This window comes from Cellulosilyticum sp. WCF-2 (assembly GCF_003990395.1).
GTDB classification, from domain to species: Bacteria; Bacillota; Clostridia; order Lachnospirales; family Cellulosilyticaceae; genus Cellulosilyticum; species Cellulosilyticum lentocellum.
In genome coordinates, this window is the sequence record NZ_CP034675.1 from 2,447,171 (window position 1) to 2,462,535 (window position 15,365).

General features: G+C 32.1%; 15 protein-coding genes. 10 read left to right on the plus strand and 5 right to left on the minus strand.

Translation table 11 applies throughout. The annotated features are described in order from the left end of the window. The first annotated feature begins 83 nt into the window (after window positions 1-83). The 6 genes from EKH84_RS10860 (at window position 84) to EKH84_RS10885 (ending at window position 6,094) form a co-directional block, all read left to right on the plus strand. Window positions 84-611 carry a hypothetical protein gene (locus tag EKH84_RS10860; protein WP_050794675.1) on the plus strand — a complete coding sequence of 176 codons (528 nt, stop codon included), beginning with the start codon at window positions 84-86 and terminating at the stop codon, window positions 609-611. 171 nt (window positions 612-782) lie between these two features. After that, window positions 783-1,418 (plus strand): hypothetical protein, encoded by a 636-nt coding sequence (locus EKH84_RS10865; protein WP_127066311.1) that lies wholly within the window; start codon window positions 783-785, stop codon window positions 1,416-1,418. Between the two features lie 98 nt (window positions 1,419-1,516). Beyond that, the gene (locus EKH84_RS10870; RefSeq protein ID WP_013656693.1) at window positions 1,517-2,806 is read left to right on the plus strand and encodes a S1C family serine protease; all 1,290 of its coding nucleotides are present in this window, start codon (window positions 1,517-1,519) and stop codon (window positions 2,804-2,806) included. A 97-nt stretch (window positions 2,807-2,903) separates the two neighbouring features. Next, window positions 2,904-3,581, plus strand: a complete 678-nt coding sequence (locus tag EKH84_RS10875) for a response regulator transcription factor (RefSeq protein WP_127066312.1) — start codon at window positions 2,904-2,906, stop codon at window positions 3,579-3,581. After that, the gene (locus tag EKH84_RS10880; RefSeq protein WP_013656695.1) at window positions 3,568-5,022 is read left to right on the plus strand and encodes a sensor histidine kinase; all 1,455 of its coding nucleotides are present in this window, start codon (window positions 3,568-3,570) and stop codon (window positions 5,020-5,022) included. Before EKH84_RS10875 ends, EKH84_RS10880 begins: the two co-directional genes overlap by 14 nt. Window positions 5,023-5,101: 79 nt before the next feature. Beyond that, window positions 5,102-6,094, plus strand: a complete 993-nt coding sequence (locus tag EKH84_RS10885) for a peptidyl-prolyl cis-trans isomerase (protein WP_190283299.1) — start codon at window positions 5,102-5,104, stop codon at window positions 6,092-6,094. A 71-nt stretch (window positions 6,095-6,165) separates the two neighbouring features. Here EKH84_RS10885 and EKH84_RS10890 read toward each other — a convergent pair whose 3' ends face one another. Further along, the gene (locus EKH84_RS10890; protein WP_127066314.1) at window positions 6,166-7,740 is read right to left on the minus strand and encodes an SPFH domain-containing protein; all 1,575 of its coding nucleotides are present in this window, start codon (window positions 7,738-7,740) and stop codon (window positions 6,166-6,168) included. A gap of 95 nt (window positions 7,741-7,835) precedes the next feature. Continuing rightward, window positions 7,836-8,375 carry an NfeD family protein gene (locus EKH84_RS10895; protein ID WP_127066315.1) on the minus strand — a complete coding sequence of 180 codons (540 nt, stop codon included), beginning with the start codon at window positions 8,373-8,375 and terminating at the stop codon, window positions 7,836-7,838. Between the two features lie 268 nt (window positions 8,376-8,643). On the opposite strand from EKH84_RS10895, the gene murI reads away from it, so the two are divergent. Continuing rightward, entirely contained in the window at window positions 8,644-9,405 is a 762-nt protein-coding gene (gene murI / locus EKH84_RS10900; RefSeq protein WP_127068046.1) for a glutamate racemase, read from the plus strand. Between the two features lie 56 nt (window positions 9,406-9,461). Here murI and EKH84_RS10905 read toward each other — a convergent pair whose 3' ends face one another. The 3 genes from EKH84_RS10905 to EKH84_RS10915 form a co-directional block, all read right to left on the minus strand. Next, on the minus strand, window positions 9,462-10,625 hold the full coding sequence (locus EKH84_RS10905) for a hypothetical protein (protein ID WP_127066316.1): 1,164 nt from the start codon (window positions 10,623-10,625) through the stop codon (window positions 9,462-9,464). Window positions 10,626-10,810: 185 nt separating this feature from the next. Then, window positions 10,811-11,836 carry an HD-GYP domain-containing protein gene (locus EKH84_RS10910; protein ID WP_127066317.1) on the minus strand — a complete coding sequence of 342 codons (1,026 nt, stop codon included), beginning with the start codon at window positions 11,834-11,836 and terminating at the stop codon, window positions 10,811-10,813. 202 nt (window positions 11,837-12,038) lie between these two features. After that, window positions 12,039-12,590 (minus strand): hypothetical protein, encoded by a 552-nt coding sequence (locus EKH84_RS10915; protein ID WP_127066318.1) that lies wholly within the window; start codon window positions 12,588-12,590, stop codon window positions 12,039-12,041. 152 nt (window positions 12,591-12,742) lie between these two features. Here EKH84_RS10915 and EKH84_RS10920 point away from each other — a divergent pair, with 152 nt between their 5' ends. From EKH84_RS10920 to EKH84_RS10930, 3 genes are all read left to right on the plus strand, one after another. Next, window positions 12,743-14,101 carry a DUF4340 domain-containing protein gene (locus tag EKH84_RS10920; protein WP_190283300.1) on the plus strand — a complete coding sequence of 453 codons (1,359 nt, stop codon included), beginning with the start codon at window positions 12,743-12,745 and terminating at the stop codon, window positions 14,099-14,101. A 78-nt stretch (window positions 14,102-14,179) separates the two neighbouring features. Next, window positions 14,180-14,437 carry a GIY-YIG nuclease family protein gene (locus EKH84_RS10925; protein WP_127066320.1) on the plus strand — a complete coding sequence of 86 codons (258 nt, stop codon included), beginning with the start codon at window positions 14,180-14,182 and terminating at the stop codon, window positions 14,435-14,437. Then, a complete protein-coding gene (locus EKH84_RS10930; RefSeq protein ID WP_127066321.1) occupies window positions 14,437-15,291 on the plus strand; it encodes a YitT family protein in 855 nt (284 codons plus the stop codon). Before EKH84_RS10925 ends, EKH84_RS10930 begins: the two co-directional genes overlap by 1 nt. Window positions 15,292-15,365 lie beyond the last annotated feature (74 nt).

A 15,365-nucleotide genomic window follows, 5' to 3' on the forward strand; every position in this document is an offset into this window, starting at 1 on the left:
ACATAGTAAACTAAAAGAAATTTGTATTTTTATAGTTATCATGATAAAATATAGAAGATTGGCAATATAAAGCGAGAAGGGGGATGGCTGTGAGTAATGAGGAGTTTATGCTAAGAATTATGGAAGAATTTAATAGCATAAAGAATTACGAGCAAAAGAGGGGGTTTTTAGAAGATCTTAATTATCATGTAGGACAAATCAAGTATTTTTATGACGAACTAACACCAAATCAAACAGGGGATCCTTCTACAACCTTTTATAGACCAAAGCAATTGCCCAAGGTACATCAAATTGCTTATTTTAATTTAACGAGAGGATTTCCAAAAGAATTATATGGTGGACATTGGTGTTATATTTTTAAATATTTTAAAACTAAATTTGTAATTATACCAACTACATCAGTTAAAGCAGATTCATTACCACCAGATAAAGAATTTCAGATGGATATTGAGGTAAAAAATTTTACGAATCATTACATAACGAGGTTACAAATAGGTGATATGAGAACAGTAGATATTCAAAGGCTTTATCCAGCAAAAGGGTTTTATGATGTTATAACAGATCAAGAACTTATTATAGACAACATAAGTAGAATCTTATTAGAAGAGTAATACTTCAATATAAAAGTAAGAACATACTAATATACTGTAAAATGATACTGCTATGCACTTAAAGTGTATGGCAGTTATTTTTATCATGAAATCAGAAGAAATGGTTAGTCTTTATTTTGATAAAGTATTGTATTATAATTTAAATATTACAGAATAAATGGAGGAAGCTAAATGATTAATACTACTATTGTAGGATATGGAGAAGTTACATCCCCCAGCATTAAAACTTACATAGATCGATTGGAACAGTATCTAGCAACCTATTATCCAGCTATTTCTTGGCGTATCTACGACATAAGCTTAAAGAAATGCACATTGGGTGATTTAAAACAACATTTAAAGGAAAAAGTCTTGAACTATCATCCTAATATTATTTTTATTAGACTTTCTTCTCAAGATATAGATATTGAGCGTACTGATTTTGTAGGTAAAGAGCGTTTAGAGATTTATTTAAGGGATTTATTAGAGGAAATTGTAACTCATAATAATAGGACAGGTTTAAATAATTGTGTACCAATTCCAGTTATCATTACACCACCACTTATTCATGAAAAACCAGGTAAAAAAGGACGTACTAATAACCGTTTAAAGCAATATATTTATGAACTTAAGAGTGTTACTTTAGCAAAAGGTGGTATTGTGATTGATCTATGCGAGGAAATTAGCAAAAAGGTGAATAAAGAAAAGTATATTTTAGAAGAAGGGTATGGATTAACACAAGAAGGTGAAAACTTATTATATGATTTAGTTTTTATAGAATTAACTAAGCTCATTGATTATCAAGGGGTATTAAAAAACAGACGGTAAATTCAATATTTTTTCAGTGAATCTTCAAAAACCTATCACTTAAGACCTTTATCATGTACTTAAATAAAACATAAGCAAGACCTAAGGAGGTTTTAAAAATGAGTGAATGGAACAATGATTATGAAGAACAAGTTAATGAACAAATAATAGAAGAAACTAAAGAAAGCAGTGAGAAAGTAAAAGAAGAGGTACCATTAAGTGAAGCTATTCCAGTAATGCCTAGTTCTAAAGAGGAAAAACCTAAAAAGAAACATAAAGTAGGCAAAGGCATTTTACTAACTACAATAGTAGCACTAGCTTCTTTTGGAGGTGGTAGTTTATATACTTCATACCAATGGATGGAAAAATATGAAGCATCTAATGCAGCTAGTAAAGAACAATCAAATGCAGGTACTCAGACGACTATTGTACCAACTTCTGTTACAAGTGCTGGGGTAAGTGTTTCTGATGTGGCTAAGAAAGCTGCTGATTCAGTAGTAGAGATTTCAACAGAAGTAGTAGCAACAGACCAATTCTTTGGCCAGTTCGTTACACAAGGAGCTGGAAGTGGCGTTGTTTTAACAGAAGATGGATATATTATTACTAATAATCATGTGATTGATGGTGCTAAGAAAATTACTGTGCGTTTAACAAATGGTAATGAATATACTGCTAAGCTTATTGGAACGGACACACAAACAGATGTAGCAGTTATTAAAATTGATACACAAAATGAAAAACTTCAAGCTGCTGAGTTAGGAGATTCAGATCAACTTATTGTAGGGGAGCCAGCAATAGCTATTGGTAATCCTTTAGGAGAATTAGGTGGTACGGTAACAAATGGTATTATTAGTGCCTTAGATAGAGAAATTACTATTAGTGGACGTAGTATGAGATTATTACAAACCAACGCAGCTATTAATCCTGGTAACTCTGGTGGTGGTTTATTTAATAGTCAAGGTCAATTAGTAGGACTAGTAGTGGCTAAATCTTCAGGTTCTGATGTAGAAGGATTAGGTTTTGCTATTCCTGTTAATAAGGTAAAAGAAATAGCAGACTCACTCGTTCAGAATGGTTATGTATCAGGTCGTCCAGCTTTAGGTGTTAAAGTAGTAGATGTAGATTCATGGCAAACAGCAATGCAATATAACTTAAATCAAACAGGTGTATATGTTGCAGAACTTACAGAAGGTGGTAATGCAGCAGCAGCAGGACTTAAGGTAGGGGATTTCATTGTAGGTATTGAAGATACACAGGTTTCAAGTACAAGTGATATTTCTAATATCTTATCTGGTAATAAAGTAGGTGATATTGTTAAAGTGACCATTTCTAGAAATGGTAAGTTTGTTAATGTACAGCTGAAATTGTCTGAATTAAAACCTGTACAACAAACAGCAAGTGAAAATTAAATCATTAAAATAGTCCTAAGGATACAATAAAAAGGTGACAATAGTCGCCTTTTTATTGTATCTACCTTATGCTAAAATAAGTAAAAAGGAGGCCGTTATGTATAAGCTATTAGTTGTAGATGATGAAAAAATGATTAGAGAACTCATTAAAAAATATGCTACTTTTGAAGGTCATGAGGTGACAGAAGCAGAAGATGGCATGGAAGCAATAGAAAAGTGTAAAATGAATCAATTTGATTTAATTATTATGGATGTAATGATGCCGGAGTTAGATGGCTTTTCAGCATGTAGAGAAATTAGAAAATTTACTGATACACCGGTTTTAATGCTTTCTGCTAGAGGAGAGGAATATGACCGTATTCATGGGTTTGAAATTGGAGTAGATGATTATGTAGTAAAACCTTTTTCACCTAAAGAACTCATGATGCGTGTTAATGCCATTATAAAAAGAGGTAAGGTAAAAGAGGAAGCGGCAAATAAGGATGTTGTTTGTTTTCAAGGATTAAAGGTAGATTTTGATGCACGTCTTGTTAGTATTGATGAAAAAAATATAGAGATGACACCTAAAGAATATGAGCTTTTCTTCTATATGGTAAGAAATAGGGGAATTGCATTATCTAGAGAAAATTTGATTAGTAATGTATGGGGCTATGATTATTACGGAGATGATCGTACATTAGACACACATATTAAATTACTTCGTAAAAGTTTAGGAGAATACGCACGTCTTATTGTTACATTAAGAGGAGTGGGGTATCGCTTTGAGGAAAAATAGATGGAGTATTAGATGGCAACTGTTTGGTTATTTAGTAGCTTTTGTAGCAGGGTTACTAGTAGTGTTATGGCTTTTTCAAGTTGTTTTTCTAGAGGAATTTTATAAGAAAATTAAAATTAATGAAGTAAAAGAAGTAGGACAAAAAATTGAAGCGAATATAGATAAGGATTATCTGGTGGAATTATTAGATAATTTGGCTATAAGAAAGCAACTCTGTATTGTTCTAACGAATGCTGATGGAGAGGTATTGTATAAAAGAGATGAACTAACCAATAGTAGCATTTACCATATGACGAATTTTGAATATTATCTAGCAGGACTTAATGCTGAAAAGAGAGGGGGACAACTCCTTTATTATTTCAATTATCGTGAATTTGCTAAAAGCCTAGAAAAGAAAAATAACATATTAGAGCAAGTGCCAGCAGGGCTTAGAAATAAGGACGATTCAGTTATTTATACACGCCTATTAAATAGTCAAACAGGTAATCAATATATTGTTTTAATTAATAGTTTGATTGCACCTGTAGATGCTACGGTAAGTACTATTAGAAAACAGCTGGTGTATGTAAGTTTAATTATGCTTATTCTTGCGTTCTTATTAGCCATTTTGATTGCTAAAAAAGTTGCAAGGCCTATTATTCAAATTAATGCAAAGGCAAAGCAACTAGCGGTAGGAGATGAGGCCATTGTATTTGAGGAAAAAGGATATAAGGAGATTGCAGAGCTTTCAGGCACTTTAAGTTATGCTTCAGTAGAACTTACGAAGACAGAAAAACTAAGAAGAGAATTGATTGCCAATGTTTCTCATGATTTAAGAACGCCTCTTACTTTGATAACGGGTTATGCAGAATTGATGCGTGATTTACCTACAGAAAATACACCTGAGAATGTACAAGTCATTGTAGATGAAGCTAAACGTTTAACACAACTTGTCAATGATATGTTAGATTTATCTAAACTTCAAGCAGGAACCAGTCAGTTAGAAAAAGTTACTTTTAATTTGACGAAACAAATCAATGAACTATTATTACGTTATAATACTTTAACGGCTCAAGAGGGTTATACCATTGACTTTATCTATGATGAAGAAATATGGGTGAATGGAGATGAACTGAAGTTATCACAAGTAATCTATAATCTGATTAATAATGCTATTAACTATACAGGGTCAGATAAGCATGTCATAGTTAAACAGCATGTAACCAATGACCAAGTAAGAATAGAGGTTATTGATACTGGAGAAGGTATTAGTGAGGAATATTTGCCATATATTTGGGAAAGATATTATAAGGTAGACAAAACACATAAAAGAGCAACGGTGGGAACAGGCCTAGGTTTGTCTATTGTAAAAACTATATTAGATGCCCATGAAGCTCATTATGGTGTTACAAGTAATATAGGAGAGGGTAGTACATTCTGGTTCGAAATCAAGCTTGCTTAATATTCAGCTGATGTTCACCTCACTGTCACAAAAAAAGGATAAGCTATTATTAAAGCATATCAGACATAGGAGGACGTCAATGAAGTTACTAAAAAAGGGAATGGTATTATTAATGGTAGGGCTTTTAGGTTTTGGAGTAGTAGGTTGCAGTAAAGCAGCAGACAATTCTCAAACCAATAATAAAACAGAAGATGTTGTCATTGCTACAGTTGGTGATGGGAAGGTTACTAAAAAAGCCCTAGATCAACAACTAGTTTATCTTGATAGCTTGATGCAATGGCAATATGGTGAAGATTATGAGTCAAATGAAGAGGCTATGACTTATTATAATGAACAAAAACGTTTAATGGTAGATTATTTAGTTGAAATACAGCTTATTATTAGTAAAGCCCAAGAATATGATGTTAATGTTACAGCAGATGATGTAGATGAAGAGTTAGAACTACTTAAATCAGATTATGATACAGAAGCAGCTTTTGAGGAAGCACTCACAACAAGTGGTATGTCTTTAGAAGAACTTAAACAGATGCTCAAAGAAGATTTGATTGTTAACCAAGTCGTTACGGCTTGTACAAAAGATATTACTGTAAGTGATGAAGAAATAAAAACTTACTATGATGGTAATATTGATAGTTTCAAAACAGAAGCAGGAGCGACTATGTCTCATATTTTAGTAGCTACAGAAGAAGAAGCAAAAGAAATCAAAGCTAAGTATGACAAAGGAACAAGCTTTGAAGATTTAGCAGAAGAATATGGTACAGACGATACTAAAAGTCAAGGAGGCTTGCTAGAATATATTCCTTATAACAGCACTAATTATGATGCAGATTTCTTAGAGGGTGCAAAACAGCTTGAAGAAGGAGAAGTATCCGAACCAGTTAAAACTCAACATGGTTGGCATTTGATTAAAGTAACCGATGTCAATAAAGAAGACCAAATAAAGTCTTATGATGAGGTGAAAGATGAAATTAAGGAACAACTTTTAATACAAAAACAAAATGAAGCAGTAGAGGCAAAAATAAAAGAGTGGAAAGAGTCAACCCATATTGTTATTAATGAAGACTTAATTTAATTAGTATTAAAGGGTATCGTGAATCAAGTAATTGATTCACGATACCCTTTAATGATGTTATAAAGATTATTTTATTCTACCTTAGAGGTAGTTGGCGTAGGGGATTCAAGGAAAGGACCGCCTACATGTTTCATATCTAAATTAACATTTTTATTAACAACAGCATCATAAGTGTGTGCCTTCATGGCATCTGTTAAGTCAAAACCAGTCATTTCTTTTACAGATTCCATAACAGTAGCCATAGTACTAGCCACTGTTCTGGCTACATTAGTGGCACCTTGACTGTCACCGCCACCATCCATAACAATAATTTTTTCAATACGTGACATTGGTTCAGCCACACTCTTAGCAATATCAGGAAGCACTTGAACCAGCATTTCCATTTTACCAGCATCAGTATATTTAGCATAAGCTTCAGCTTTCTTTTCCATAGCTTCAGCTTCGGCAAGACCTTGCATTTTAATAGCTTCAGCTTCAGCCAGACCTTTTTGTCTAATAACTTCTGCTTCAGCCAGACCTTGGATTTTGGTCTTTTCAGCTTCAGCTAAAGCGCTTAAACGAACTGCTTCAGCGCGAGCCTGAGCATCTGCAATTTCTTTGTATTTTAAAGCTTCAGCATCTAATTGTTCTTTAGCTTTATGAGCTTCTGCAGGTTTGACGATAGTTTCAAGTAATTCTTTTTCCTTACGTGCAGCTTTTTTCTCAGCTAGTTCTATATTTTTTTGTTCAGCTACAATAGAAATTTGAATTTTTTCTGCTTCTACATCTCTTAAACGTTGTTGTTTTAAAACTTCAGCATCCATCTGCGTATCAGTAATGGTTTTTTGAGTAATATTTTGTTGAATATTATAAGCTGCATCTGATTCGGCTTTAGCTGTAAATTGTTCCTTTTCAAAGTTAAGTTGTTTAATATTCTTTATTTTGTTAGCTTCAGCAATAGCAGTTTGTGCCTCGATAGAAGCTGTTTCTCCAAGACGTTGTGCCTCAGAAGTTTTGATTTGTGTTTCTTTATTAGCTTCTGCTACAGCAATTTGTGCATTTTTCTTAACCTCTGCAATACGCGCTTCCCCCATAGCCTTTAAGTAACCGTTGTTATCAGAGATATCTTTGATGGTTAAAGTTTTGATTTCAAGTCCCATTTCAGCAAGGTCAGTACCAGCTACTTCATGAACCTTAGAACCAAAGCTTTCACGATCATTATAAATTTCTTCTACTGTAAGTTTAGAAATAATTTCACGTAATTTACCTTCTAGCACTTCTCTGGAAACATCACTAATGGTTTGAACGGTTTGAGCTTCCTTGGCAGCATTAAACTGCTCAATAGCTGCTAAAATAGAATTTCTATCATTGCGAACTTTGATAACAGCAACACCATCTGTGTTAATTGGTACCCCTTGACTAGTCATAGCACCGTTGGTCTTAACATCTAATTTCATACTTTCTAAAGAAATGGTATCCATTCGCTCAAAAAGAGGAATAACAATACCACCACCACCGGTGATGACACGTTTCTTAAGACCGGTAACGACGGCTGCTTTATCTTGTGGGATTTTTTTCCACATACTCAAGATAATAGCAACGATTAAAATAATAGCGATAATAATACCAATAATACCTACTGGTAATGATGAAAAAACTTCTGGCATAGCCTCACCCTTTCATAATATGTATATATCTAAAGTATACTTTAAGATATACAAGTGTAAAGAAAATTAGTGAAAAATTAATATTTAATAAAAGCTTATTTCATGAGTTCATTAGATAAAAAATACGTAGGTGAATCAGAAACAATTAGAATATGATTCTTAATGTCTAATACTTTAACAATAGTACCTTCTTGAATAGGCGTTGCACTTTGTGCGGAATAGGAGATTTTACCGTGTTTCGTATTTAAAGCCACACTTCCAGTGCCTCCTTCAAAAATAGTAACAATAACCTTACCTTCCATGCCAATTAAATCAGCATCAGTTAAAGCATCACTATCTACTTTTTTAAGATGAGCGATAAGTGTTTTGGTTAAATAACAAAGCAAACAGCCAGTTAAAATGGCACCAATTAGATGAAAAGAAGTTTTGTCAAAGAGCGTATACCCCATGCCGCCGAAGCCTACTAAAAAGGCACAAATTTCTAAGGGGGTGATAGGTAAAATGCCAGGAAGTGCATCAAAACTTAAGTCAAAATAACTAAGCCCTTGAAACAAATCACTTAGTCCATCTAAGATGAAACTAATGAATAAGCATATTAGACCAAAGCCTAGAGCATATAGGTAAATAGTTGACATGTAACATCCTCCTTACAAATAAGTTGTAAGAATATTATATTATATTATTGTGAATAAGTAAAACGAATCTGATACTATTTAATTTTATTATTTTAATATTATTTTATATTTTTAATAGTTAAAAATTATAGTAGATGCTCTAATTCCTTGACAAATTTTAGAATCAATCTTATATTTTTTATAGATTCATGGAGAGGAAAGTATTAACAACAATTAACAAATCGATTAAAATAGAAAAGATACTACAAGAGATGGAAGTGTGATAAGGATGAAGGTTGGAATATTTGACTCAGGAGTAGGTGGCATTACAGTTCTAAAGACAGCCCTAAAGCTCCTACCACAAGTAGATTATATTTATTACTCAGATAATAATCATGTACCTTATGGTACAAAAACTAAAGAAGAAGTTTTAGGCTATGTAAATGATGTCGTAGCCTTTTTAATAAGTCAACAGGTAGATGCCATTGTTATTGCATGTAATACAGCGACAAGTATTGCAGTAAAAACTTTACGAAGTCGATATCCTGTTCCTATTATTGGGATGGAGCCAGCTGTGAAGTTAGCATTCAATCATCACTCAGATGGGAAGGTGTTAGTAACAGCTACTTCTCTTACTTTAAAAGAAGAGAAGTTTAAGAATTTGGTAAATCGTTTAGGAGAAGAAGAACGTGTCTGCACATTGGCTTTACCGGAACTAGTTACTTTTGCAGAAGCCTTTATGTTTGACGAAGCACAAATCAAAGCTTATTTTAAAGAAAAATTAAAGGACTATCCGTTAGAAGAGATTGTGGCAATTGTACTAGGATGTACTCATTTCGTTTATTTCAAGAAAATATTAAAAGAATGTTTACCACCACATATTACTGTATATGATGGGAATGAAGGTACTATACGTCATTTAAAAGAGTTAATAGATAGTGAAAAAATAATGCATATTAGGAAAGAACCTGAAGTAACCTTTTATTACTCAGGTAAAAGGTGTGAATCTAAAGAACTGCTTAACAAATACTTAGATATAATAGAAGTTTGATTAATATGAAAAGCACTATAAGTAGGTGGCTTATAAAGAACCTACTTATAGTGCTTTTAAAAATGAGTAGTTTTGCTTTTTGTCAAATTTTTGGGACGATATAAAGCATAAATAAGATTGAAAAAGAATAGGATAATGCCATAATTGATAAAGGAAGTAACTTTAATATTGGTAGCATAAAATTTAACAATCTCTAATATACCAGATAAGATTAAGCAAAGAATACCTACGAGTAATCCCTGACTTAAGGGGTGCTTCTTATAAATCAATAAGGCGATGAATATAATCATTAATAACAAGTTACCACCAAGAAGAAGATGATAAGCTGGTAACAATTCAAAAAAGTTAGCTTTATCCATATACTGCAAAATAATAGCGATAATGTAAAAAACAATAGCAGGTAAGACACTTATAAAGCAATAGAGTTTTAAAGAATGCTTAGATACAATTTGATAGAAGAATAACCAAAGAGGAATAGCAATAGCATAAAAGCAAAGATATTCTAAATGATGAATAAAAGCTAGATTCTGTGTAAATAATTGCAAGCACTTAGTGTTACATAGTAACCAAATAGAATAAATAATGGCAAATATACCTAAAAATAAAAAGCTTAAATAAGGTTGTTTTTGGAATTTCAAGTAAAGACTAACCAATAAACAGACTATACCTGTAAGTAAAAACCAACTATTTAAATAAATAGTTTCAGCAGAGTCAAAGAGGAGCGTCTCCGTTAGATTTTTTTCAGTTAAAGTAATTGGAAAGATATAATTAGTGATACGGTCAAAACTATGAATATATTGAATATGTAAGGTTTTATAAGCATAATCCTTTGGCAGAGGAAATACGAGAAGTCCACTACCTACTTCTAGATTACCGCTTGTATTAATATTACCGTCATACGTATAAAGAAGTTCATCATCTAGAAAAATTTTTACATGCTGTAAAAAGATTTTAGTACGAAGGTAAGGTTGCTTTATGGAAGTAGTAGGTAAAGTAGTATAGAGATCTACTGTATCGCCTTTATGATAATAACAATCAACGTGAGTAGGGATGGAAAGAGAAACAGGAGACTTTCCATTTAAACTATAGTACCAGTTATAAGTTAAAGGTACTGCTTGTTCATGCTTAGTTGATTGATTTTGCAAGATACTTAAACTTATAAATCCAAATAAAAATAAAAAACTAACACAAATAATAGTTACATGTGGCTTATGTTTCAAAGAGAGTCACATCCTTTGGCTTAAAATATATATCATAGTATAATTAGTTATCATTCTATATGACATAAGTTACTTTTTCAAGCTAAATGAGAAGAAGAGCCTATTAATTTGCTAACTAGCAAATTAATAGGCTCTTCTTCTTAATAATACAGCTATATTTTACTGTAAAGAGTAGGTCGTCTTATTTATTTTATAGCGATAATATCAATTTCATTATGTTCATATAAATTAATAAAACGATCATTAATTTTAATAATAGGACGGTAAAGGCATTGTGGATTAACAAAAACAACTTCTCCAATTTCTCCTGTATTCAAGATAACAAAGGTACCAACATAATAGGTAGCTATATTAGTACAGAAAGTTAAAAGAAGTTTAGGATCAAATTGAGGAAGTAGATCTAATAATAGGATTTTAAGTGTATCAAATATATGATGTTTGTGACGGAGTAAGTCATAGGTATCAGCAAGCCCCAATATCTTACCTAATAAATTAATATAAGGTGAGGAAATATGAACTGGGAAACCGCTGCCATCACAATGTTCATGATGAGCTAAAATGGCTTTTGGGATAATAGGATCTAAATCCTTGAGTTTACTTACAAGGTTATAACTATAAATAGGATGCTTTTCATATTCAGCTTGCTCATCAGCATTTCTGGTAAAAGAAGGATCAAAAGGATCAAATGAAAGGTTAAGCAGACCGATATCGTGTAATAAACCGGCTTTAATGGCAGAGGCTATAAGATGATTATCTAAGTTACACCAACGGCAAATAAGCATAGAGATAAAAGCTACATTTAAGCTATGATTATAGGTATTACAGTCTAATTGTTCAATAAGGTTAGTACAACCTAAGAGACTATAATTAGCAGTAAAGTCGGTGGGTAAATCTTGACATAACGCTTCAAAGTCACTAATATCCAATAAGCTTGTATCTTTTTGATCCATTTGATTAACAACAGCCATTAAGGCAGAACTATACTTTTTATAGTTTTCAATTGTTTCTACAGGAAGATTCCATACTTTATTGAAAGAATCTAAATAAACCCATATATCTGTATGAACAAAGTTTTGGATATTTTTAATATGCTCCGGTGTGAGTTCTTGATTTTGACCTACAATAGTAGTACCAGTTTTTAAATCAATAATAGGTCCTGAAGTAATCATACCTGGAATACATTTTGAAATAGGCACAATAATTTTTTGCATAACGTAAGCCCCCTTGTCTGTTACTTTTAATTTTATATCGACCAAATAGATAAGAAAAGTAAGAAAATAGAGCAAATAATAACTTAAAAACAGAAAAATTGTATATCGTTATAGTGTGCTATGGTGCTATTTGCAAAATCTCTTCAATAATGATAAACTAATATGACGAAAATAAATCTGATTACTAGTAAGATTTAGCTTCTTAGCTGCAGTGTTCTTTAAAATCATAAACAAGTGTGATAAAATCTTCTGCTGTTGGAGCTAGAAAAAAAGCAGGGCTATTTTTTTGCTTTTTAAAAGGAATATATAGAATAAAATAATAAAGGTTAATAAGGATGATATTACAATCCTGGATTAAGTCAGTTCTAGCATTTTTAGAAAGCTTATTAAATGTATGTAAGTAACATTTCTTTAAAAGTTTTAAGTTGAGTTTTGTTTTGGGTAAATGAAAGACGGACAAAGCTTCAGGATAGGAGTGTGCTAAATCATTAAAAAGAACTGACCTATTTGTATAAGGTATAGTTGGTAGATAGTCAAATATATAAGCTTGTAAATAAGAAGATGAATGTCTAGAACTTTCTAGAATAAAGATAAAAGATTGAATGGACTTAATGAGTTCATTATAAGAGGTTGAATGGATTTTGCAACCTCGCTGCTCATAGAAACTCCATTTTTCTAAGACATTAAAGTAACTATGGGTTAAAAAATTAGAGTAGATGTTATAGGTAGGTAGTGTTTTAGAATAAATATACATAAACATTCCCCCTTTTAATAACTTTCTTAACGACTTCTTTATATTTATTATATAGCAGAATAAAAAGAATGAGAAGTTATTAATATAAAAATATAAATAAGACTAATCAAATGGAAAATCATCATGAGGTTCTAAAAACAGGAGGAACAAGAATGAAAAAGAAGATGGGCATAGTCCTATTATTAGGTATCATTTTAGGTGGAGCAGGAATGATATATTACAGTACTCAAAGTAAAATGACAATGGGACAAGCCATAGGGAAAGAAGAAGTAGCACAGAAATTATGTACTCTAGAGGGTAATGTAGTGCGTATTGAAATAAAAAGGGATGAAACGACTATTTTAGAAAAAGAACATCAAAACTGGGAGAATCCAGAACATATGGACTTGACGTATGATTGGCAAGCAGTACATGAGTGGTTAGTGGCGATAAGAAAAATAGAAAGTAAAGAAGCTATTTATAAAGTAGAAGATGAGGCCCAATATGGTATAGATGATAAGTCTCTTATCATTACACTTTATGATGAAATGAATCGTAGTCAAACATTTAAAGTAGGAAAGATAACAGAAGACAAACAACTCTTTTATATGACAACTGATCGCATGGAAGGCGTATATGCAGTGGCTTATCATGATGGACAACAGCTTTTAAGAAATCCGAATACTTTTGTAGTAGGCAATTTAAAAATACCTGAATTAGAAAACATAGAGCAAATCAAACTGACACATAATGAAGAATATACTTTAAGCCTTAAGAAGCTACAGGATTTAGGTGTTGATAAATGGTCTTTAATGGACTACTATAAAGGAAGTCACTTTATTCAAACAGAAGTAATGGAGCAGTTACTCGAAACGATTAAAGTGATGAAGATAGATAGTTTTGCAGGAGCCATTACAGAGAAGGAAGATTACGGTCTAACTAAGCCACAACTTATTTTAGGTCTGAATCAAGGCTGGGAATTAAGTTTTGGTAAAACAGAAGGTGATCTGGTTTATGTAAGAATGAATGACCAGTCAGTTGTTTATACGATGAAGAAAGAGGCGTTAGAGCAACTGACTAGCTATAAACCATTCGACATGATTTCAAGAGAAGTTTTAGAACTGCCGTTATCTGGGATTAAACAGATTGTATTAGAGAATCCACAAGGTACTTATAACTTGACACTAGAGTATGGAGAAGCAGGACAGGTTGCTACTGAAATAGTAAGTCAATTAGATGAAATAGCTTTAAATAAGGAGCAAACTGCAGAGCTTATTTCAACTATTAGCTCAAGCATATGGATTGAGGCAGTACTTCAAAATCCTGAAATTGAACAAAAAGAAGAAAGAAAAGCTGAAATTACAATTACATGTACTTTACAAAATAATCAAGAGGAGAAAATTGAGCTTATTCCTTATGATATTAATTACTATATTTTACGTGTAGATGGTGTTACAGAATTTGCGGTTAATAAAGATAAAGTAACAAAGCTATTTAGTACACTTAGTCATATGAAAAAAGAAAAGAAGTAAGGATGAAAAAAGGAACTCCATTGATTATGAGTTCCTTTTTGCTATTATAGTATAATAAATATAAAAAAGGGAAATGCTATGTATTATATATATATTTTGAAATGTAAAGATGGTACCTATTATACGGGATACACTAATGATATAGAAAAAAGAGTGCGTATACATAATGATAAAAAGGGTGCAAAATATACGAGAGGACGTACACCTGTTACTTTGGTTTATGAAGAAAGCTTTGCGACTAAAGCGGAAGCTTTGAAAAGAGAATATATGATTAAACAAATGAGTAGAGCTGAAAAAGAAGCTCTTATCCATTCAAAAGCTGAGGAGCTGAGGTAATGAAACAACTAGTAAAAGAATATATAGGAATTATTATAGGAGCATTACTTATAGCCATAGGACTTTATTTTTTCTGGGCACCATCAAATTTAGCAGCTGGAGGCGTAAGTGGTCTAGCAATTGTTCTAAAGGCGCTCTTCCCGATTGTACCCATTGGTATTCTTATTTTTATTTTAGATTGCTTGATGTTTATGATTGGGTTTATCATGTTAGGAAAAAGCTTTGGATTAAGAAGCTTAATGTGTAGTTTGTCTGTATCAGTATTAATGACAGGGTTAGAATTCATTTGGCCTAATTGGCAGCCTATTAGTGACGATTTACTAATCTTACTTATTTTTGGAGCGTTATTTATTGCTATAGGTCAAGCATTAGTGTTTAATTTAGAAGCATCTTCTGGTGGAACAGATATTATAGCAAAAATGATTACCCAATATACACACCTTAATATTGGAACCTCCTTAATGATAGCTGACATGATTGTTGTTCTTTTAGCTATGGGCATATTTGGGCTTGAAAAAGGACTTTATGCGGCATTAGGGGTTTTAATTACGACTAACTTAATAGATTATTTAATTTCTGGGTTTAATGTTCAGCGCTATGTCATGATTATTCCCTCATCTTCAGATAAAGTGCAACCGATTAATACGTATATTTTAGAAACACTAGAGCGGGGTGCAACTATCTATACAGCAGAAGGAGCATATAGTAAAAATCCTAAGCAAGTCATTACAACTGTTATCGACCGTAAAGAATTTATTGATTTAAAAAGGAAATTAATTAAAATTGACCCTTTAGCTTTTATGACAGTACAAAATTTACATGAGGTTGTTGGAGAAGGTTTTAAAGTGAAATAAAAAATGGTTAAAATTTAAAATAGAGATAGAAATTAAGCGGATAACTTTCTTTCTATCTCTATTTTTATTTAATA